This window comes from Pelorhabdus rhamnosifermentans (genome assembly GCF_018835585.1).
Classification (GTDB): domain Bacteria; phylum Bacillota; class Negativicutes; order UMGS1260; family UMGS1260; genus Pelorhabdus; species Pelorhabdus rhamnosifermentans.
Genome location: NZ_JAHGVE010000018.1, coordinates 66,897 through 86,456, shown reverse-complemented (window position 1 = coordinate 86,456; position 19,560 = coordinate 66,897). Strand labels below are relative to the sequence as shown.

The following is a 19,560-nucleotide window of genomic DNA, read 5'->3' as shown; positions in this document are numbered from 1 at the left end:
CGGTAGTCGGAATTAATTAATAACCGGCAGTACCATCGGTTCTCGTAGAATCCGAAGCATGGGAATGCGGGTTATTGACTTGCCAGACTGTAAGCTGAACATGGGGAAGGGGATTGATTCTTCTACAGAAAAAACAAAGACTATGCTAAATACACGATTTAGCATAGCCTCTTGATTCACATAATGTTATTGTGATAGTTACTCTACCTATTTAATCTGTTCTCGTAACATCTTATTTACCATAGCTGGGTTGGCCCGTCCTTTGGTCTGCTTCATAATCTGACCGACAAGGAAGCCAAGCGCTTTTTCCTTGCCTGCCTTATAATCGGCAATAGACTGAGGATTGTCGGCAATGACAGCATCAACAATGGCTAAGATGGCTCCCTCATCACTGATCTGAACAAGGCCTTTTTCTTTGACAACGGCTTCAGCATCTTTCCCTGTTTTCCACATTTCTTCAAAAACCGTTTTCGCTATTTTACCGGAAATGGTCCCTTTGCCGATGAGTTCCAAGAGACCGGCTAAGTGAGCGGCTGTCACAGGACACTGACTTACAGATAGATTTTCATTATTCAAATATTTAGATACTTCACCCATAAGATAATTTGCTGTGGCTTTCGCATCCACCTTATGACTCATGACTTCATCAAAATAATCCGCCATGGCACGCGTAGCCGTAATGGCGGCAGCATCATAAGAGGACAAGCCATAATCCACCATCAATCGTTTCTGACGCGCATCAGGCAGTTCAGGCAAACTTTTTCGAATGGATTCAATTTTTTCGGGACTCGTAATAATGGGTACCAAATCAGGCTCAGGAAAATAACGATAATCATCGGCTTGCTCTTTCGTACGCAAAGAAGCAGTCACACCGCTGGCATCGTCCCATGAGCGCGTTTCCTGAATAACTCGTCCGCCATCTTCAAGTACTTCCGTCTGACGAGCCACTTCATATTCCAGACTCTTTTGCACAGCGCGGAAAGAATTCAGATTTTTAAGCTCCGATTTGGTGCCTAGTTTTTCCTGTCCAACAGGACGAAGCGATACATTGGCATCACACCGCAGACTGCCTTCTTCCATTTTGCAGTCGGACACATCAATATACTCCAGAATGGACTTTATCCTTTCCAAATAAGCCTTAGCTTCTTCGGGACTGGAAATGTCCGGTTCAGATACAATCTCAATCAATGGCACACCTGTCCGGTTATAATCTACAAGAGTATAATCAGAATTCGTAATGGTACCGGCATGAACCAGTTTTCCGGCATCTTCCTCCATATGAACACGCGTAATGCCAATTCGTTTGGTCTCACCATTCACTTCAATATCTAAATAACCGTTTTCTGCAATAGGCAGATCAAATTGCGACGTTTGAAAGTTCTTCGGCAAATCAGGATAATAATAGTTTTTACGATCAAATTTACTGAAGGGAGCAATGGTGCAATTCAGAGCCAGACCGGCACGAATAGCAAACTCTACTACTTTTTCGTTCAGTACAGGCAAAACACCAGGAAGCCCCAAGCAAACCGGGCAGACATTCGTATTCTGGTCCGAGCCAAACTTCGTGCTGCAATTGCAAAAAATTTTCGTTTTTGTCTTGAGTTCCGAATGGACTTCCAGTCCAATTACTGTTTCATAAGTCATGTTTATGCCTCCCCCAGCGACGCCAGGCGCGTGTGGTAATCATTGTTTTGCTCAAACGTATAAGCCGTACGTAAAACCGTTGCTTCATCAAGGGGTTTGCCAATAATCTGTAGACCGATCGGCATATTACCAGCAAATCCACAAGGTAATGAAATGCCAGGTAATCCAGCTAAGTTCACCGGAATGGTACAAACATCCTGCAAATACATGGTTAGGGGATCACTGATTCCCCCGAGTGTAAAGGCTGTTGTAGGAGCCGTCGGCGTCACAAGAACATCGACCTTTTCAAATGCCTTGTCGAAATCTTGTTTGACAAGACGGCGAACTTTTAGTGCCTGCAAATAATAAGCATCGTAGTAACCTGAACTTAAAACATAGGTTCCAAGCATAATCCGTCGCTTGACTTCATCGCCAAAACCGTCACTGCGCGTTTTTTTATACATGTCCACAATATCTTTACCTGCTGTACGATGACCATATCCGACGCCAACATAGCGAGCCAAATTTGAAGAAGCTTCGGCAGGAGCTACTAAGTAATAGACCGATAAAGCGTGTTCAGTATGAGGCATCGATACCTCGTGAAGTTCAGCACCCAGGCTAACGAGCTGGTCGATAGCTTTATAAACGGCCTTTTCAACGTCGGCATTCATGCCTTTCACAAAATATTCCTTAGGCAGACCAATTTTGAGACCCTTTACATTCTTGACAAGCGAAGCCGTATAATCAGGCACAGCTGCCGGACTCGCAGTAGAATCCTTGGCGTCATGGCCGGCAATGGCATTCATGACAAGGGCCGCATCCGTTACATCGCGCGTAAGAGGACCAATTTGATCGAGTGAAGAAGCAAAAGCAATCAGTCCATAACGTGATACGCGCCCATAAGTCGGTTTAAGTCCGACAACACCGCAATAAGAAGCAGGTTGGCGAATGGAGCCGCCTGTATCCGAACCGATGGCCCAGATGGCCTCGCCCGCAGCAACTGCAGCGACCGATCCGCCGCTTGATCCGCCCGGAACTTTCGTTAGATCCCAGGGATTATGGGTAGGATGAAAAGCCGAGGTCTCTGTCGAACTCCCCATGGCAAATTCATCCATATTTGTTTTACCTGTCATGACAAAATCTTCTCTGGCCAGCTTCTCAATAATGGTAGCATTATAAGGCGGCACAAAATTTTTCAGCATATTGGACGAACACGTGGTGATGACATCTTTCGTACAGATGTTATCTTTCATTGCACAAGGAATCCCTGCTAACGGGGAGAGATTTTCGCCATTTTTAATCTTGGCGTCAACAGCCGCCGCTTTAGCTAAAGCGGATTCGCGTGTCAAAGTCACATAGGCTTGTACATCTTTTTCCACGGCATCAATACGACCCAATACAGACTGAGTCAATTCGACAGCCGATATTTCCTTATTTACAAGCTGTTCATGCAGTTCATGAATGGTTTTCTTCCATAACATTTAACTTGTCCTCCTAATCTTCTACCACTTTGGGAACTTTAAAGTAACCGTTTTCCACTTCAGGCGCATTTTGCTGCGCTGCTTCGCGCGGCAGCGAAGGCTTTACTTCGTCAGGACGCATAACATTTTGAATGGGCAAAACATGTGCCATAGGCTCGACATGCTCTGTATCAACCTGATTGAGGCTTTCAGCATAATCAAGCACGTCATTCAGCTGGCTTGCAAACAAATCAATCTGATCATGAGAAACTTCCAGACGGGACAATAAGGCAACCTTTTCGACATCTTTGCCGGTAATTTTCATTGTTTTCACCATCCAATTTTTGTAGAAATAATGTTAATTATAACATAAACAATCACTGAATGTCAGGCCTGACAAAAGCAAACCGCGGCATTTTCTGTCCATTAACAACAACGGTTTCATAAAACATGGCCTTAGGACGAACCCATAGTCGCTGTTCACCATACAAAGCCCGATATAAAACAAGCTGTTCCTCTGTTTCAGAATGGGTGACTTCTGTAATGATTTCATATTCATTGCCTTTATAATGCCGATAACGGCCCGGCCTGATTTTTTCTTGTTCTATGCTACTCATTTTTTTCCTCCAGCCAGTGGCTAAATTTTGCTTCCTCAATGACAACAACACCTAATGCAGGGGCCTTGTCTAGTTTACTGCCAGCTTGTTCACCTGCCACAACAGCATCCGTTTTTTTGCTTACCGATCCTGTGACTTTTCCGCCGCCCAATTCAATGGCCTTGGTGGCCTCCGTTCGCGATAAGGCCATCCGTGTTGATTCAGAAATTACACCTTGATTAACCACCGACCGCTATACCCACGGAACAGACGCTAGCCAGGTCACGTCTAGCAGTTTCAAAATCGATAGCTACAAAATTCATTATAATACCCCCTCGTACTAGAATCTACCACTAAGATGACTCTGACAGATTTATGTTACTATTTTTACAAAAATTAGCATTATCATTCTAAAAAAAATAGCGCAGCCGATAAATATTGGGCTACACTATTATAACTGGAACATTAAAGTGGCCAAAAATGGAATCATATCATGACCACCATTCCTTTGGAATATGATAATTTCAAGTTATTACATATTATACAAAGAATCATAAAGTGGCTAGAAGTAAAAAGATAAACTTAAAATGGCAAGAGTTCCTAAGATTACTAGGAGTCCGAATTTTTCGGACTCCTTCAGCAATCTTTAGTATTCCCAGAACATACGTTGAATTTCAGTGGGATCACTGGTTTTAGTTAAAGCTAGCATTAACAGAATGCGTGCTTTTTGTGCGTTTAAAGTATCTGAAGCAACGAAGTGGAGCTGATCGTCATTGGCTTCGCCGTTACGGGCAATAATGCCATTTCCGACACGAGAGCTTCTCACGATGACAACACCTTTTTTCTGGGCGTCAATCAATCCTTCTTTTACTTCAGTAAATAAACTACCATCACCAACACCAGCATGGACAATCCCTTTGGCACCAGCAGCGACAAAAGCGTCCAGTCCAACGCGAGTGTTGTTTTCATAACCATAAACGATGTCAACACGTGGCAACTCGGTCATATTCGTGACGTCAAATTCACTGTTCGTTGTATGGCGCCGCGTTGATTCTTTGTAAAAATGGGGTTTGCTGTCTTGCATATAACCTAAGTAACCAAGTTCAGGGGCACGGAATGTGTCAAGTAGAGCCGTGTTGGTTTTGGTTACATCACGAGCGCCGTTGATTACATCATTCATGCAAACTAAAACGCCTTTCCCAACAGCTTCTTTACTGCCAGCAAGGATAACAGAGTTATACAAGTTCATTGCGCCGTCAGCGCTCATTGCTGTTGGTGGGCGCATAGCTCCCACAACAACAACTGGTTTATCGCTTTTAACGACGAGATTTAAAAAGTAGGCCGTTTCTTCAATTGTATCTGTTCCATGAGTAATGACAATGCCATCGACATTGTCTGATGCCAGTAGCTCGCTAACTCGTTTAGCCAGCTTCAGCCAAACTTTGTTTGTCATATTTTCACTGGCTATCTGCGAAATTTGTTCACCGGTCACATTCGCAACATTTTTAAGCTCGGGCACGCCGTTGATCAGATTGTCCACTGGCATTGTAGCGGCAGTATAGCCGACAGTTGTCGTTGTTGTTGCGCCGGAACCGGCAATTGTTCCGCCTGTAGCAAGAATGACAACGTTAGGCAACTTAGCTGGAGCATCTGCTGCTAAAACAACCACCTGTAAACTGAACATCAATAAGCATACTGTAACAAGGACACATAGTAAACGTCTTTTCATAATATCACTCCCTATGGTTATTTTATCCATATAAATTTTACAGTGAATTTTTATGATTTACAATACTCGGATTCGTTATAATAATCAAAGTCGGATATCTGTTTCCACAGATCAGGATGGTTATTTTCTTAAATGTAATGTGATAACCAACCTATCTAATCAATCTGTATAACTCTGCTTATAAGCAACTTGAACGGCTTCGTCAGAAAATTCATGTTCCCAACGAGCTACAACAACAGTAGCAATACAATTACCAAATACATTACAGCTTAATTGCTTCACCATAGTGTGGGAATATGGCTCCGAACAGGGCCACTAAAACAAGGCCGAGAAAAATTTGACTCGTAAGACCAAGTCTTTTTTGTATTTAATCCTCAAATTGGCATTTTGTAGGCGCTTTTGTTTGATCTCTTCAGGGCATCAAATACAGTCAGCGATTGGCTTCCAAAAACTTTAGAGCAACTTCCGGAAATAAGGTGTAAGAAAGGATATCTTCCGTAGAAACATTTGAATAGCTTTTTGCAGCGAGTTCCTGCCTGGAATTTTCTAACTGTGGCGAAATGTCATCGGCTGGCCGGTGATCGATGGTTGGTTCATCGCCAAGAATAAGCTTCCGAATAGATCGATCAATAGGGGCAGGGGTACGTCCATATTTTCCCCTCACCAAATTTTTGACCTCTTCCGGAATCACTTTGTAACGGCCCAACATCACATTGAATGCTGCCATCGATCCAACAATCTGACTAGTGGGTGTTACAAGCGGCGGGTAACCTAATTCGGCGCGAACTCGCGGCATTTCGGCAATAAGTTCGGGAAATTTATCAGCCATCCCCTGTTCCTTCATTTGGTTAAGAAGATTTGATAGCATACCACCAGGAATTTGGAACTTGAGCACTTTTGTGTCTATTTCGATAGCCGTATTCAGTTTAAAAGTTTTTTCAAGCTCGCGCTTCACATTGCGAAAGTAATCGGCAAGCGGATAAAGTTGTTCTTTATTGATACCTGTATCTCGCTCATTACCTTCCAATGCAGCTACAATAGCTTCTGTGGCTGGTTGTGAGGAACCCATCGCGAAAGGGGACAGTGAGCAATCCACGATATCCACACCCGCTTCAATCGCCTTTAAATACGTCATAGACGCCATGCCACTCGTATAATGGGTATGTATATGAATGGGCACCGAAATATTTGCTTTAAGTACTTTTACCAAATTATAAGCGTTGTAAGGTGCCAAAAGGCCAGCCATATCTTTGATGCAAATAGAATCGCACCCCAAAGATACTAAATCTTTAGCAACAGCCAGAAATGTCTGTTCGTTATGGAACGGACTAATTGTATAAACGAAAGCGCCTTGTACATGAGCGCCAGCTTGTTTAGCAGTCTTAATTGCGACTTCCATATTCCGGACATCATTCAGTGCGTCAAAAATTCGCAGAACACCCACACCGTTATCTACAGCACGTTTGACGAATTCCATCACGACATCATCCGCATAATGGCTATAACCGAGAACATTTTGACCCCTCAGCAACATCTGAATAGGGGTCTTTTTCAGATGCTTTTTCAACATTCGAAGCCTTTCCCACGGATCTTCGTTTAGGAAGCGCAAGCAGGTATCGAAAGTAGCTCCACCCCAAGCCTCAATTGAAAAATAGCCGATTTCATCGAGCTGTTCCAACATAGGAACCATATCCGAAGTACGCATTCTGGTAGCAGCTAAAGATTGATGACCGTCACGCAATAACGTTTCTGTGATCCTCAAAGGATCCTTATTTTCGAACATACCTTTCCCACTTCCTAAATTATTATTGTTTGTAGTCCTTATCCGTTTCCATCAGGGGAAAACGCCGCGAAGCTTCTTCGCCGTAACTACTCTTTTCAGAGCAACCATATATGCTGCCATCCTCATGGAAACGTGGTTATCAACGTGAACTTTCCAAACTTCCTCAAACGCTCTTCTTACAACTTTTTCCAAATTGTTATTAACGTAATCTTCATCCCACATGAAAGACTCGATATTCTGTACCCATTCAAAGTAAGAAACAACAACTCCGCCAGCATTAGCCAAGATATCAGGAATAACAATAATTCCTTTTTTATTTAAAATTTCATCGGCATCTTTGGAAGTGGGTCCATTAGCACCTTCTACGATCACCTTGGCTTTGACATTGTCCGCATTTTCTTTAGTAATCTGATTTTCAAGTGCTGCCGGGAATAAAACATCCACATTGAGCGCTAATAATTCCGCATTCGTTATCATTTGAATGCCTTCTTCGGTATAGCCTTGAAGTGACTTATGATTTTTGGCGGAATACTCAATAGCAGCCTCGACATTAATCCCGTCCTTGTTATAAAGCGAACAATAAGCATCCCCGATAGCGACAATTTTGAAACCCTTTTGTCGCATAAGTTTTGCACCAATACTACCAACATTTCCGAAACCTTGAACAGCAACCGTCATATTTTCATGCTTAAGCCCCAGTTTCTCCAACGTATTGAGTAAGGCAAACATGACTCCCCGCCCAGTGGCCTCGCCTCTTCCCAAGGATCCGCCAATTTCAATTGGCTTGCCTGTTACGACAGCAGGCACGGCATATCCTTTGAGCATGCTATACGTATCCATGATCCAGGCCATCACGCGGCCATCTGTATTGACATCAGGGGCGGGTATGTCTCTTTCCGGTCCTAAAATAGGTAAAATTGACGCCGTGTAGCGTCTTGTCATGCGTCTTAGTTCCCCTTCAGACAGTTTCGAAGGATCGCATTTGATAGCCCCTTTCGCACCACCATAAGGAATATTTACAACCGCGCATTTCCATGTCATCCACGCCGCCAGTGCTTTCACTTCATCTACATCACACTGAGGATGAAATCGAATACCCCCTTTGCAGGGCCCTCTGGAACTGCTATGTTGGATCCGGTAGCCTTCAAATATTTCCGTATGTCCATCATCCATAACAACAGGCACAGAGACGATCAATTGCCTTTCCGGAGAACGAACTGCTACGTAATCATTATACGTATACCCCAAATTTTGAGCCGCTTCATCGAGAACCTCTAGCATATTTTGATAAGGATTGTACATTTCAGACATAATCTTAACCTCCTCAATAATATTTTAGATAGTAAAGCCGCTGCAAATGAAAGATTATAAACCAGCAACTGCTTCGGCTACCTTTGTTGCTAAACCATTCATTTTCTTTATCGGCACTGCACAGACCGCAATTCGCAGCCCTTTGGCAAGTGGCACGGCAAATATATTGTTTTGCTGCAACAACTTACTTACCCCCGTTGGATTTGTAGTCGGTACACTGAGGAAAAATCCGCCGGAATATGGTAAGCACGCCAATTTAGCCGCCTTAGCTTCTTCAACAAAAACACTCGCGCGTCGTTGAAGCAATCCTACATATTGTGATCGTTCGCGACCAAGTTGAGTCAACAATTCTGCTTCCTTATAGATATTTGCCATCACTTTCATGCCCGCACGACTGACACTCGACCACCTTGTTCGACAAGTGATTGTTGTTGCATTGACAAATTCATCAATCACATTCTTGTCTGATGACACACCAATGGCCGCCCCTGTGCGTTGTCCATACATGGTAAATCCTTTGGACATGCTAAAAGCAAAAGTAACCAATATATTTTTCGATAAATTACTAAACTTCTTGATAAAAGCTCTTCCCTTATCCGCATTGGGTAAGTAATCCATGTAGGCGGAATCAATAAGAAGTACAATCGTTTTCTGGCCCACAGCATAGTGTTTAATAATATGAATTACCTGATCCCACTCTGGGTCAGTCAGGCTATAGCCTGTAGGATTATGGTTAGGCGTATTCAAAACTATGACGAGATTATCTTGCTTTATAATCAATTCATGAACTTTTGCTTCAAATGATTGGATGTTAAACCGTAGATTCTCATCATGAAGCGCAAAGGTTTCTAATCTTCTCGTGATATCACTACAAATTGCTGTATATGGCTGCCAATACCAGTCGTGCGTTAAAACGGCATCGCCAATATTGGAATAATTCCAAATGATATTATGTACCGCTCCGGCACCACCGGCAGTGGCTACAGCTTCAATATAACCCTCAGGCTTATAATTACCGAAAGTCTGTTCAATGGTGGCCGACAAATATTCCGGCAACCCTCTCACACTGCCATAAGCAGCAATGTCGTCATTTGACAAGCTCCGAAATGCTTTTTCTACGGTTGGAAGAAAGACTATCTTTGCCTGTTCATCGCATAATGTGCCAATCGTTGCATTGATCACCTCTTCTTTGCCGTATTTAGCAGTTGCTCGCCCGGCGGCTGCAACTGCATCAAAAACTTCATCAATAAAAACTTTTCCCTGAGAATGCACTGCAAGTCTGCTTTGTGACATACGTCCTCCTTTGTTCATTTTTTTGAAAAACAATAGACAACCATTTATCAATATCTGTTCTCTGATGCGATAAAAGTCTAGAACATCACCTCCACTATCGTATTTTGTATTTTGCACTTTGTATACAATGTTTAACTATTCTAAATATAGTCTTTATTCACTTATTTGTCAACGAAAACTAAACTTTTTACTCCTCTAAAATTTCTTAGCTACTTTATTAAAAATGAAGCTTATCTTTTAATACAAATATCACAAATAGAGATACATTCGCTCGCTGGAAAAACAAAGAGGCACTTTTATGTGCCCCTTTGTTTTTATAACTCTGCAAATATGAAGTTAGGTAAACTTTTTTAGGTTTGAATATTAAGTTTCTAACAAATGGATTTGTGGCTACTTAACCATTGCAAAGAAATCGCTTTCCGAAAGAACTTTCACACCTAGCGCCACTGCCTTATTCAACTTATCTCCAGCCCCCTCACCTGCCAGTAAATAAGTCGTTTTCTTTGACACGCTGCCCGTAACGCGTCCTCCATTGGCCTGTATCAGTCGAGAAGCTTCTTCCCTTGACATACTAGGCAGCGTGCCTGTTAAAACAAATGCAGCACCATTCAGGCGATCATCAGCTACATGTTGAACAACTTTTGATTTCATATTCACGCCTGCTTGTTCGAGTCGCGCAAGCATCGTTTGGGTTTGGGGTTGAGCAAAAAAAGTTGCAATTGCTCTAATGCTTACGTCCCCAAGACCTTTAATATCGCCATTTTCCTGTAGTTGTTTCTCAACATCGTTTAGCTGTTCTTTCAGATCGCTCAGCTGCTTAAGATCCTCTTGGTTCTCTGAAATTTCCAATCTTTTTTCAAGCTTTTTTTGTTCTTTCTTTAGTTTTTTCCTGTCATCTTTCAGTTGTACATATTTTTCATAACTAATGTTTGCAATAGCATATATGTCAGGAAAATGTTTCTCCAAAATATCCCCGGTATGTTTACCGATATTAATTATACCAAGCCCATTTATGAGGCGAGCCAAATTCTGATCTTTTGAACGCTCTATAGCCTCAAGAAGATTATCAGTACTAGCAATATAATTAGGCTCTGCCTGCTTACGCGGACGGCCATCCTTACGAACAGCTACTTTCTTACGTGGGCGTGTAATAATGCCACTCGCAAGAAACTCTTCCCGATGATTTTTGAGGTAATAAATATCAGCTATATCCTTGATGTATCCCTTACTCATAAGCGCATGAACAGCGGCCGGACCAAATCCATCTATATCCATTGCCCCACGTGAGGCAAAATGCATAATAAGTCTCACGAGTTGCGCCGGACAGTTTATCCCGCTGCAGCGAATATCGGCCCCATCGTCACTTCTAAAAGCAGGGGCTCCACAAACCGGACACTTGTCAGGAATTTTAAACGTAATCGTTCCCTCAGGGCGTTCTTCTTTTTCAACCCTTACAATCTCCGGAATAATTTCCGCAGCTTTACGTACAACAACTGTATCGCCAACACGTATATCTAACCTGTCAATCTGATCCTGGTTGTGCAAAGATGCTCGCGACACTGTTGTGCCTGCCAACCTGACCGGCTGTAAAATAGCTAATGGCGTTAATCTCCCAGTTCGCCCCACATTAACTTCGATATCTAATACCTTCGTTTGCTTTTCTTCGGGAGGGTACTTGTAAGCAACCGCCCATCTGGGCGCTTTTGCAGTGGCACCCAACTTCTGTCGATCCGCTAAATTATCTACCTTCACAACCGCACCATCAATGCCATACGGTAATTCGCCGCGTGTTTCACCTATTGAAGAAATAGCATCCCATGCATCTTTCTCCGTGACACATTTGACATATTGTATCACCGAAAACCCCTGTTTAGACAGCCAATCAAGCGTCTCTGCATGCGATGCAAATTTTTTTCCTTCAACCGCTTGAATATTAAAAATAAAAATTGATAATTTTCTTTCGGCAACTACATTCGAATCTAATTGCCGCAAAGTACCAGCAGCACAATTTCTAGGGTTGGCAAATATTTTGCCCTCTATTTCTTCTTGGCGTTCATTGACAGCCTCAAACGCAGCATCGTCCATATACACTTCGCCACGCACTTCAAGGTAAGGAAGTTTTTCGGATATTTCTAGTGGTATGGAACGTATCATTTTAAGGTTTTCAGTTATGTCTTCACCATAACTTACTCCATCACCACGAGTCATTCCCTGTACAAATTTTCCATCTTTATACCGCAGCGAGACAGAAAGACCATCAATTTTATGTTCAACAGTAAATACTGGACTATCGAGTTCGTTCTGCATCTTTCTTATGAAGTCTACTATTTCATCTTTTGAAAATTTGTCTTCAAGCGAAAGCATGGGAACATCATGAGCGATTTTTTTAAGATCTCGTTTAACTCTGCCACCAACTTTTTTAGTAGGTGATTCCTGCATTACTAACTCAGGGTTGTCACGCTCAAGCTCTTTAAGTTCGAGTAACATTCTGTCGTACTCATAGTCACTTATTACCGGCGCGTCCTCATCGTAATACTTACGATTATGATATTCGATCTTGTCTCTCAACTCTTTAATACGATTTTGTGTGTCCATTTGATGTCCTCCGCTTCGTTACTGTCTAATTTACTGTGGCTAAGCTACAGTAAAAAATGGTATTTCATCATTCATAAAGAACATACATCTAGACAATTTCCGTTTTAAACATAAATCACCATCACCGCGTGTCACTCCCTGTCTGAGCACTCCCTCTTATGCTCGTGTTAAAGGCGCATATTTTACCATAAAAGGTTTAACGCCTACTGCCGGAAAAGCAATGGTAATCTCCTGTTCTTCCCCTGTTCCTTTCACGCTGACTACCGTGCCTGTGCCGTACTTTACATGCTGCGCTTTTTCCCCAACCTTCCAGTCGAAGGTACTTTTCACATTTGATACAGACGAACGGATGGTAACCGCAGGAGGCAATGAAAAGGAAGGCCGCTGACCCGTACGCACTGGCGAATGCATGTCCCTGCTACGCGTAGCTGCAAAAGAGGTTGCCTTGGCTTTGATTTGCCGATCAACCAGTTCAGGCGGAATCTCCTGAATAAACCGTGAGGGCCCTGACATTTGCGTCCGACCATAAATGGTTCGCATTTTAGCGCTTGTCAAATACAACTTTTCTTTGGCCCGCGTAATTCCCACATAACACAGTCGACGTTCTTCTTCTAACTCCTCTTCATTCATTAAAGCCCTTGAATGAGGGAAGATGCCTTCTTCCAGCCCAATGAGAAAAGCTGCACGAAATTCCAGACCTTTGGCTGAATGGAGCGTCATTAAGGTAACCTTTTCTTCGACAAACTCAGCCGTATCCAAATCTGATACAAGAGCGACACGTTCAAGAAAATTTTCCAAATTATTTTCCAGTTCCTCGTCTTTCGCAAAATCACGGGCCACAGTTAAGAGTTCTTTAATGTTCTCAATACGCGACTCGCTTTGATCTGTACCTTCTTGTTGTAATTCTGCCAAATAACCGGACGTTTCAATCACTTTTTCAATAATATCCCGCACAGAAAGCGTATTTAAATCGCCCATAAGCGTAAAAATCAATGCAGACAAATCTTCGCACTTTTGTTTTACCTTGGCTGTGAGCCGTGGCACCTGATCGGTATTAGAAATGACATCGAACAGGGTAAGATCGTTTTCTGCCGCCACAGCCAGCATTTTATCGATGCTAGCCGCACCAATCCCGCGTTTGGGAACATTAATAATACGACTTAAGCTTACCATGTCCGCCGGATTATAAATTACTTTTAAATAAGCCAAAATATCTTTAATTTCCTTACGGTCGTAGAATTTCAGTCCTCCCACCATCGTATAAGGAATGCCCTGCCTCATAAAAGCTTCCTCAATGACACGCGACTGCGCATTTGTCCGGTAGAGCACAGCCACATCACCATAAGGAATCTGATGAATACTATTCAACTTCGTAATATTCTCTGTCACATACTGCGCTTCATCCCGTTCGTCATAAGCCAAATAATAAGGAATCGGTTCGCCTTGCTCTCGCGTACTAATTAGTTTTTTCGGTTTCCGATCAGTATTATTCTCGATGACGGCATTCGCTGCATCCAGAATCGTTGTCACAGAGCGATAATTTTGTTCCAATTTAATCACAACGGCATCAGGATAATCCGACTCAAAATCAAGAATGTTACGGATATCGGCACCGCGCCAGCCATAAATACTTTGGTCGGCATCGCCTACAACACAGATGTTGCGATGTTTTGCCGCCAACAGCCGCGCTAACTGATATTGCGCCCGGTTGGTATCCTGATATTCGTCAATTAAAATATAGCGAAACTTTTCTTGGTATTTTTCCCGTACGGCTTGATTTTCTTCCAGCAAACGCACCGTAACCATGAGTAAATCATCAAAATCTAAGGCATTACTACGCAGCAACTTATCGTGATAAAGCTGATAGATCTCCGCTACCTTTTGGTCATGAAAATTATCGGCGGCATCCGTGAACTCCCTCGGCCCCTGCAAAGAATTTTTGGCATTGGAAATGGCGGCAGCCATGGAATTGGCCGGAAAATGCTTATCATCGAGATTGAGTTCTTTTAAGCAATTCTTTATGACATTTAACGTATCAGAGCTGTCATAAATATTAAAATTACGACTATAGCCATTGACATGATCAATTTCATAACGTAAAAATTTCGCACAAAAAGCATGAAATGTACTCAGCCAAATGTCTTTGGCCGCCGTTCCCACAAGAGCAGCTACACGATCTTTCATTTCAGCCGCTGCTTTATTTGTAAATGTAATGGCCAAAATCTGCCATGGCTTTATTCCCTGCGCAAGCAATTGCTCTGTACGCGCATCAAGATTATTTAACGCTTGAGGTTGCTGAACCACTTGGCGAAGTACAGCCATATCAGCCGCAGAAAAATAAGCCGGCGGCAAATCTTCTGCTTCATCGTTTCCATAACGAAGCAAATAGGCAATTTTATGAACTAAGACCCGTGTCTTACCACTGCCAGCTCCTGCCATAATGAGTTGCGGTCCCCTTGTTTGGATGACAGCCTGCTGCTGAGCACCATTGAGTCCCGCCAAAAATTGTTCTTTTAGCTTTCCCCTTAATAACTGATATTCTGTAATTTCCGATTGATTTAATGCCAAAATCGTTCACTACCCCTTCCAATACGCCAAATGACACATTTGCTAAACCCTAACTGTAAATTATTCGACTCAATTGATTGTAAACCTGCCCCTAAATAAGAAAAGCCTAGACAAGAGCAGGACTGTACAGTTCCTTAGGAACTACACAGTCCTGCTCTCAAGCCCCTTCGACTCCAATCAAATCATTTGAATAAATACATCCATGACACCGCCACAGACCATACCTTCATCAGCGGCAACAGACTGCAGCATATCCACTTTATAAACAAAAGAACGCCCTTCATCCATGGCAGATAACGCCTGTAAACGAACTGCCGCTTCGGCGCAGCCGCCGCCAATGGAACCGGTCATAGCCCCGTCAGGCTGGACAACCATTTTACTGCCCGCCTTGCGTGGTGTCGAACCCCAGGTCCGAATAATCGTCACTAATGCACCTTTTTGGCCTGCTTTTTGTAACTCACATACCTTTTCAAGCACTTGTTTATTCATGATGTTCAGCCTTTCCTGTTTGAGTGAGAAATCGCAGTGATCCCTGATTAAAGACTGCAATAATTTCAGCAGCAATACTTAGTGCGATTTCGGCAGGCATTGCCCCGCCAAGATCAATGCCGATAGGTGCATAAACTTTTTGCAGCAAAGCAGGTGAAAAGCCTTCTTCAACAAGCAAGTGGACAATTTCCCGAACCCGGCGCTTACTGCCGATCATGCCGAGATACCCAACCGGGATGGCTAATATTTTTCTTAAACATTCCAGATCATAGCGATGGCCGCGCGTCACAATGACAACAGCCGTCTGGTCATTCATTTCAGATTGCAAATCCGTAATGCCTTGAGCAAAGCTATTGCACACAACTCGCTGAGCCTCAGGGAACCGCGCCTCATTGGCAAAATCAGGTCGATCATCCACAACAGTCACATCAAAATCAAGTTGTGCTAAAAATTGCACAAGGGGCTGACTAATATGACCGCCGCCAAGAACAACAGCTTTGCGCCGATCCAACCACTTGTCCCAAAAGACCTGCTGTTTTCCTTCAGCAAATTCAAGTAAACGGGGACCTTGCCACACCTGTTCCTGAAGATGCCGCAACACTTCATCTGTAAAATTTTGATCAATGAGACAACCGTCGCTACGCCCATCAGGATAAAGAAGCAGCATCTCCCCCACAGACTGAACCTGGTCAGGCAGGGCTCGCACGAGTGTTAGAACTTGCACTTCCGGATGATCTTGGGTTGCCTCAAACAATTGTTCAAACTGCGCCAATTTGATTCCTCCTCTTGACTACTCGCCAGTCAATCTACTCATAAGCAAGGCTTCCAGCACGCCGCCACCAACGGCTCGGGCCTTATCAGAAATAGTAAAACAGTATTCCCGGCAACTCCGTGGATCAATATCCCCGATTTTCATCCCCTCCTGAACGGTCAGGCCACTTCTAAGCAACCCTCTTAAAACACCGCCAATCTTAGCAGGCACAGGCTGCTTCTCCACAGTTGCAACGACTTCGCCTTTTCTTACAATATCACCAATATTCTTCATGCCTTGAAAAACACCTGCACAAGGTGACTGGAGCAACCGTTCAATCGTATAACCACCAATATTGCCAGGAATGGCTGTATTGGGAGCAGCCGTCCCTGACAAAAGTACTCGTCCCAAATCATGACCGCGCTTGGTCTCTACAACAAAATGCACATCTTTCCCTACGGTAAATCCCGGCCCTACGCCAACAACAAGCGGAGCATCTGTCAAAGCCGTCGCAATATTACGCTTGGCGAGAATGGCATCCACAACAGCCGCCCAGTTTCTTTCTTGCACACACCTTCCTGTTTCATCGACAACAACAGGAATGGCGTCCTGTTCAAACGTGGCAGCAAGACCATCCATTTCCGTGCGCACGGCTGTAACACCTTCCACCTCTGTCCGTCCTCGATAGACAGCCTCAGCAAAAGCTACGGGACGCCGAATGACAGTGGGCTGAGCAAGCTCAGTCATGACAACAAGAAAACCCGACCGATAAAGCCGATGGGCGATCCCTGTGGCTAAATCACCTGCTCCTTTGATTAAAATCAATCTACTCATGGAAAACCTCCGACTAGGAACACAAATTCTCTTGATAGATTTCTTGCTCAGCCTCGCTCAATCCTTTAAGGACATTAATTTTTTCGTCATTTAGTTTGAGCTAATTTTTTACAGTCTCCGAGTAAAAGGGTTTGCGGAACAAATAACGCCCGCTAGGTTCTTCTTGCAGCTTGCCACTGACGACGACTTGTCTGCCGCGCAAAAAAACATGACGGGCCTTTCCTGTCTGAGCAAACCTTTCATAAGGTGTGTAATCCACGCGCTGCCGAAGGGTTTCCTGACGAATCATCCCACGATAAGTCGGGTCCCAAACAACAATATCGGCATCACTTCCTGGTGCAATCGTCCCTTTTTGCGGAAACAGGCCAAATAGTTTGGCCCCATTTGTAGCTATTAATGCCACAAACTGATTCAACGTAATCTTCCCTGTCAGAACGCCATAAGTATACATCAATCCCAGGCGATTCTCCACACCTGGTATGCCATTAGGAATTTTACTAAAATCATGGATTCCCAAGTCTTTTTGTCCCGCATAATTAAAGGAACAGTGGTCCGTACCCAGTGTATTAATTGCGCCACGACTCAGTCCCGTCCATAACGCCTGTGTGTCACTCATCAACCGCAGCGGTGGTGACATAACGTATTTAGCCGCAGTAAAATCGTCTGTCTCATAACAAGACTCATGAAGCAGCAAATATTGAGGACACGATTCTGCATACACTTCTACACCACGATTTCGCGCAGCAGCAATGCTTTCTAAAGCACTAGCGCAACTTACATGAACAATATAAGCAGGAGCACGCGCAATTTCTGCCAAGGAAAGCACACGTGCTACAGCTTCCTGTTCCGCAGCAGCAGGATGGCTAATCGGATGATAGCGCGGAGAAACCAGACCTTGCGCGAGTTTTTCCTTGATTAGTTGACTAATAACATCGCCGTTTTCACAGTGAAATGCCATCAAAGCACCTATTTGGGGGCTGCGCTTTAATGCGGCAAACAACACACCATCATCGACTTGAAGGGTGCCTTTATAGGCCAAATATAATTTGAAGGATGAAATGCCCTCATCATGGACTAAATGAAACATTTCTTGCTCTATCTGCTCATGCCAGTCTGTAATGGCCATATGAAAACCAAAATCGCTATAACTCTTACCGACTGCTTTCTGCTGCCAATTTTCCACGGCCTGCTGTAATGTCTCTCCCTTATTTTGTGTTGCAAAATCAAGAATCGTCGTTGTTCCGCCAAGCACAGCCGCCGCCGTGCCACTGGAAAAATCATCCGCTGTCACCGTTGTACCTGTATTTAAGTCGAAATGCGTATGTGTATCGATCCCACCGGGAAAAAGATAACAGCCGTTTACAGAAATAACCTCATCGTCCGGTTGAATCACCTGCGATCCGATGGCCGCAATTTTTTCACCCTCTAGTCTCACATCGCCTTGATAACAATCTGTCGCAGTTACAACTGTCCCGCCTTGTAAGACAATTCCCATCTTATCTGCCACCCATAAGCAGCGTCATAACAGCTTTAGCCGTATGAATCCGATTTTCCGCTTCATCATAGACAATCGAATGAGGGCCGTCAATCACAGACTCTTCTACTTCATTATTCCTGTCAGCAGGAAGTGCATGCATGTAGAGCACATTTTTATCAGCTGTCGCAATTTTGGCCTGGGTGCATTTCCAGGATTTCTGCGCCATAAGCTTATCATCAACAACTTTTGCAGCACCAGCTAAGCTGGCACCTGTTTGATCCGTAACCCAGTTGCCCCAATTTTTCGGAATGATCACATGAGCCCCTTCATAGGCCTGCGCTTCATTGTCCGTTACAGTTACAGTGCCGCCATATTGAAACGCATTCGCTCGCGCTTGCTCAATGACCCACTCAGGCAGTTCCCAGCCTTTCGGATGGGCCAGTGTGACATCCATACCATAGCGAGGAAATAACAAAAGTTGTGAAACAGGTACTGAAATTGGTTTTTTATGACTCTCCGCATAAGCCCAGATAATCGATATTCTGGTCCGCTTTAACGAACCAATTTTTTCTTTGAGTGTCATGAGATCGGCTAGTGCCTGGAAAGGGTGATACAAATCGCATTGCAGATTCATAATAGGCTTGGTTGACCATTGGGCCATTTCATTCAAATATTTATTGCCATACCCCCAATTGCAATAACGACAGGCAATGGCATGACCAAATCGTGATAAGATGATCGCCGTATCTTTAGCTGTTTCACCATGAGCCACTTGCATATTGCTTGCATCAAGAAAGTTGGCATGTCCACCAAGCTGGGCAATACCAGCTTCCATAGAATTTCGCGTGCGTGTCGATTGCTCAAAAAACATCAAAAACATTGTTTGATAGAGTAAATAAGGGGTGGGAACACCCATAGCAAAACTTTTCTTGAGGTCAAACGACACGTCAAGCATGCTGTCAACTTCTTCTTTTGTAAAATCCTCTAAATTAATAAAATGTCTGCCACGAAATACAGTTTGCATAAAAATTTCTCCTCCATCCCATTTATC

Annotated in this window: 17 protein-coding genes; all 17 read right to left on the bottom strand. The window is 43.6% G+C overall.

Going from position 1 to position 19,560, the window contains the following annotated elements; translation table 11 throughout:
* Positions 1 to 207: 207 nt before the first annotated feature.
* The 17 genes from gatB to Ga0466249_RS18370 all read right to left on the bottom strand — a co-directional run bounded on the left by gatB (position 208) and on the right by Ga0466249_RS18370 (position 19,533).
* Positions 208 to 1,644, bottom strand: a complete 1,437-nt coding sequence (gene gatB, locus Ga0466249_RS18445) for an Asp-tRNA(Asn)/Glu-tRNA(Gln) amidotransferase subunit GatB (RefSeq protein ID WP_215830948.1) — start codon at positions 1,642 to 1,644, stop codon at positions 208 to 210.
* A 2-nt stretch (positions 1,645 to 1,646) separates the two neighbouring features.
* Positions 1,647 to 3,104: an Asp-tRNA(Asn)/Glu-tRNA(Gln) amidotransferase subunit GatA gene (gatA, locus tag Ga0466249_RS18440; RefSeq protein ID WP_215830947.1), complete on the bottom strand. Its 1,458-nt coding sequence runs from the start codon at positions 3,102 to 3,104 to the stop codon at positions 1,647 to 1,649.
* Between the two features lie 13 nt (positions 3,105 to 3,117).
* Positions 3,118 to 3,408, bottom strand: a complete 291-nt coding sequence (gatC, locus tag Ga0466249_RS18435; protein ID WP_215830946.1) for an Asp-tRNA(Asn)/Glu-tRNA(Gln) amidotransferase subunit GatC — start codon at positions 3,406 to 3,408, stop codon at positions 3,118 to 3,120.
* Positions 3,409 to 3,460: 52 nt separating this feature from the next.
* A complete protein-coding gene (locus tag Ga0466249_RS18430; protein ID WP_215830945.1) occupies positions 3,461 to 3,700 on the bottom strand; it encodes a DUF1653 domain-containing protein in 240 nt (79 codons plus the stop codon).
* On the bottom strand, positions 3,693 to 3,926 hold the full coding sequence (locus Ga0466249_RS18425; protein ID WP_312889797.1) for a BRCT domain-containing protein: 234 nt from the start codon (positions 3,924 to 3,926) through the stop codon (positions 3,693 to 3,695). The genes Ga0466249_RS18430 and Ga0466249_RS18425 overlap by 8 nt, the downstream gene beginning before the upstream one ends.
* A 399-nt stretch (positions 3,927 to 4,325) precedes the next feature.
* The gene (locus tag Ga0466249_RS18420) at positions 4,326 to 5,408 is read right to left on the bottom strand and encodes a type II asparaginase (protein ID WP_215830944.1); all 1,083 of its coding nucleotides are present in this window, start codon (positions 5,406 to 5,408) and stop codon (positions 4,326 to 4,328) included.
* Positions 5,409 to 5,567: 159 nt separating this feature from the next.
* Positions 5,568 to 5,693, bottom strand: a complete 126-nt coding sequence (locus Ga0466249_RS27275; protein ID WP_281422671.1) for a hypothetical protein — start codon at positions 5,691 to 5,693, stop codon at positions 5,568 to 5,570.
* A 145-nt stretch (positions 5,694 to 5,838) separates the two neighbouring features.
* The gene (locus tag Ga0466249_RS18415) at positions 5,839 to 7,191 is read right to left on the bottom strand and encodes a pyruvate carboxylase subunit B (protein WP_215830943.1); all 1,353 of its coding nucleotides are present in this window, start codon (positions 7,189 to 7,191) and stop codon (positions 5,839 to 5,841) included.
* A gap of 51 nt (positions 7,192 to 7,242) precedes the next feature.
* Positions 7,243 to 8,502: a Glu/Leu/Phe/Val family dehydrogenase gene (locus Ga0466249_RS18410; RefSeq protein ID WP_246588860.1), complete on the bottom strand. Its 1,260-nt coding sequence runs from the start codon at positions 8,500 to 8,502 to the stop codon at positions 7,243 to 7,245.
* A 54-nt stretch (positions 8,503 to 8,556) separates the two neighbouring features.
* A complete protein-coding gene (locus tag Ga0466249_RS18405; RefSeq protein WP_215830942.1) occupies positions 8,557 to 9,795 on the bottom strand; it encodes a pyridoxal phosphate-dependent aminotransferase in 1,239 nt (412 codons plus the stop codon).
* Between the two features lie 390 nt (positions 9,796 to 10,185).
* A complete protein-coding gene (gene ligA / locus Ga0466249_RS18400) occupies positions 10,186 to 12,390 on the bottom strand; it encodes an NAD-dependent DNA ligase LigA (RefSeq protein ID WP_215830941.1) in 2,205 nt (734 codons plus the stop codon).
* Positions 12,391 to 12,546: 156 nt separating this feature from the next.
* Positions 12,547 to 14,892 (bottom strand): DNA helicase PcrA, encoded by a 2,346-nt coding sequence (gene pcrA / locus Ga0466249_RS18395; protein ID WP_376769310.1) that lies wholly within the window; start codon positions 14,890 to 14,892, stop codon positions 12,547 to 12,549.
* Positions 14,893 to 15,135: 243 nt separating this feature from the next.
* Positions 15,136 to 15,447, bottom strand: a complete 312-nt coding sequence (locus tag Ga0466249_RS18390; RefSeq protein WP_215830939.1) for an XdhC family protein — start codon at positions 15,445 to 15,447, stop codon at positions 15,136 to 15,138.
* A complete protein-coding gene (locus tag Ga0466249_RS18385) occupies positions 15,440 to 16,219 on the bottom strand; it encodes an XdhC family protein (RefSeq protein WP_246588859.1) in 780 nt (259 codons plus the stop codon). The genes Ga0466249_RS18390 and Ga0466249_RS18385 overlap by 8 nt, the downstream gene beginning before the upstream one ends.
* Positions 16,220 to 16,237: 18 nt before the next feature.
* The gene (gene yqeB, locus Ga0466249_RS18380) at positions 16,238 to 17,032 is read right to left on the bottom strand and encodes a selenium-dependent molybdenum cofactor biosynthesis protein YqeB (RefSeq protein WP_215830938.1); all 795 of its coding nucleotides are present in this window, start codon (positions 17,030 to 17,032) and stop codon (positions 16,238 to 16,240) included.
* 100 nt (positions 17,033 to 17,132) lie between these two features.
* A complete protein-coding gene (hydA, locus tag Ga0466249_RS18375) occupies positions 17,133 to 18,527 on the bottom strand; it encodes a dihydropyrimidinase (RefSeq protein WP_215830937.1) in 1,395 nt (464 codons plus the stop codon).
* 1 nt (position 18,528) lies between these two features.
* Positions 18,529 to 19,533: an ornithine carbamoyltransferase gene (locus Ga0466249_RS18370; RefSeq protein ID WP_215830936.1), complete on the bottom strand. Its 1,005-nt coding sequence runs from the start codon at positions 19,531 to 19,533 to the stop codon at positions 18,529 to 18,531.
* Between the last annotated feature and the right edge of the window lie 27 nt (positions 19,534 to 19,560).

Excerpts from the sequence above, each read along its gene's own strand:
- gatB (WP_215830948.1), bottom strand. The coding sequence starts at position 1,644 with ATGACTTATGAAACAGTAATTGGACTGGAAGTCCATTCGGAACTCAAG.
- gatA (WP_215830947.1), bottom strand. The coding sequence starts at position 3,104 with ATGTTATGGAAGAAAACCATTCATGAACTGCATGAACAGCTTGTAAAT.
- gatC (WP_215830946.1), bottom strand. The coding sequence starts at position 3,408 with ATGAAAATTACCGGCAAAGATGTCGAAAAGGTTGCCTTATTGTCCCGT.
- Ga0466249_RS18430 (WP_215830945.1), bottom strand. The coding sequence starts at position 3,700 with ATGAGTAGCATAGAACAAGAAAAAATCAGGCCGGGCCGTTATCGGCAT.
- Ga0466249_RS18420 (WP_215830944.1), bottom strand. The coding sequence starts at position 5,408 with ATGAAAAGACGTTTACTATGTGTCCTTGTTACAGTATGCTTATTGATG.
- Ga0466249_RS27275 (WP_281422671.1), bottom strand. The coding sequence starts at position 5,693 with ATGGTGAAGCAATTAAGCTGTAATGTATTTGGTAATTGTATTGCTACT.
- Ga0466249_RS18415 (WP_215830943.1), bottom strand. The coding sequence starts at position 7,191 with ATGTTCGAAAATAAGGATCCTTTGAGGATCACAGAAACGTTATTGCGT.
- Ga0466249_RS18410 (WP_246588860.1), bottom strand. The coding sequence starts at position 8,502 with ATGTCTGAAATGTACAATCCTTATCAAAATATGCTAGAGGTTCTCGAT.
- Ga0466249_RS18405 (WP_215830942.1), bottom strand. The coding sequence starts at position 9,795 with ATGTCACAAAGCAGACTTGCAGTGCATTCTCAGGGAAAAGTTTTTATT.
- ligA (WP_215830941.1), bottom strand. The coding sequence starts at position 12,390 with ATGGACACACAAAATCGTATTAAAGAGTTGAGAGACAAGATCGAATAT.
- Ga0466249_RS18390 (WP_215830939.1), bottom strand. The coding sequence starts at position 15,447 with ATGAATAAACAAGTGCTTGAAAAGGTATGTGAGTTACAAAAAGCAGGC.
- yqeB (WP_215830938.1), bottom strand. The coding sequence starts at position 17,032 with ATGAGTAGATTGATTTTAATCAAAGGAGCAGGTGATTTAGCCACAGGG.
- hydA (WP_215830937.1), bottom strand. The coding sequence starts at position 18,527 with ATGGGAATTGTCTTACAAGGCGGGACAGTTGTAACTGCGACAGATTGT.
- Ga0466249_RS18370 (WP_215830936.1), bottom strand. The coding sequence starts at position 19,533 with ATGCAAACTGTATTTCGTGGCAGACATTTTATTAATTTAGAGGATTTT.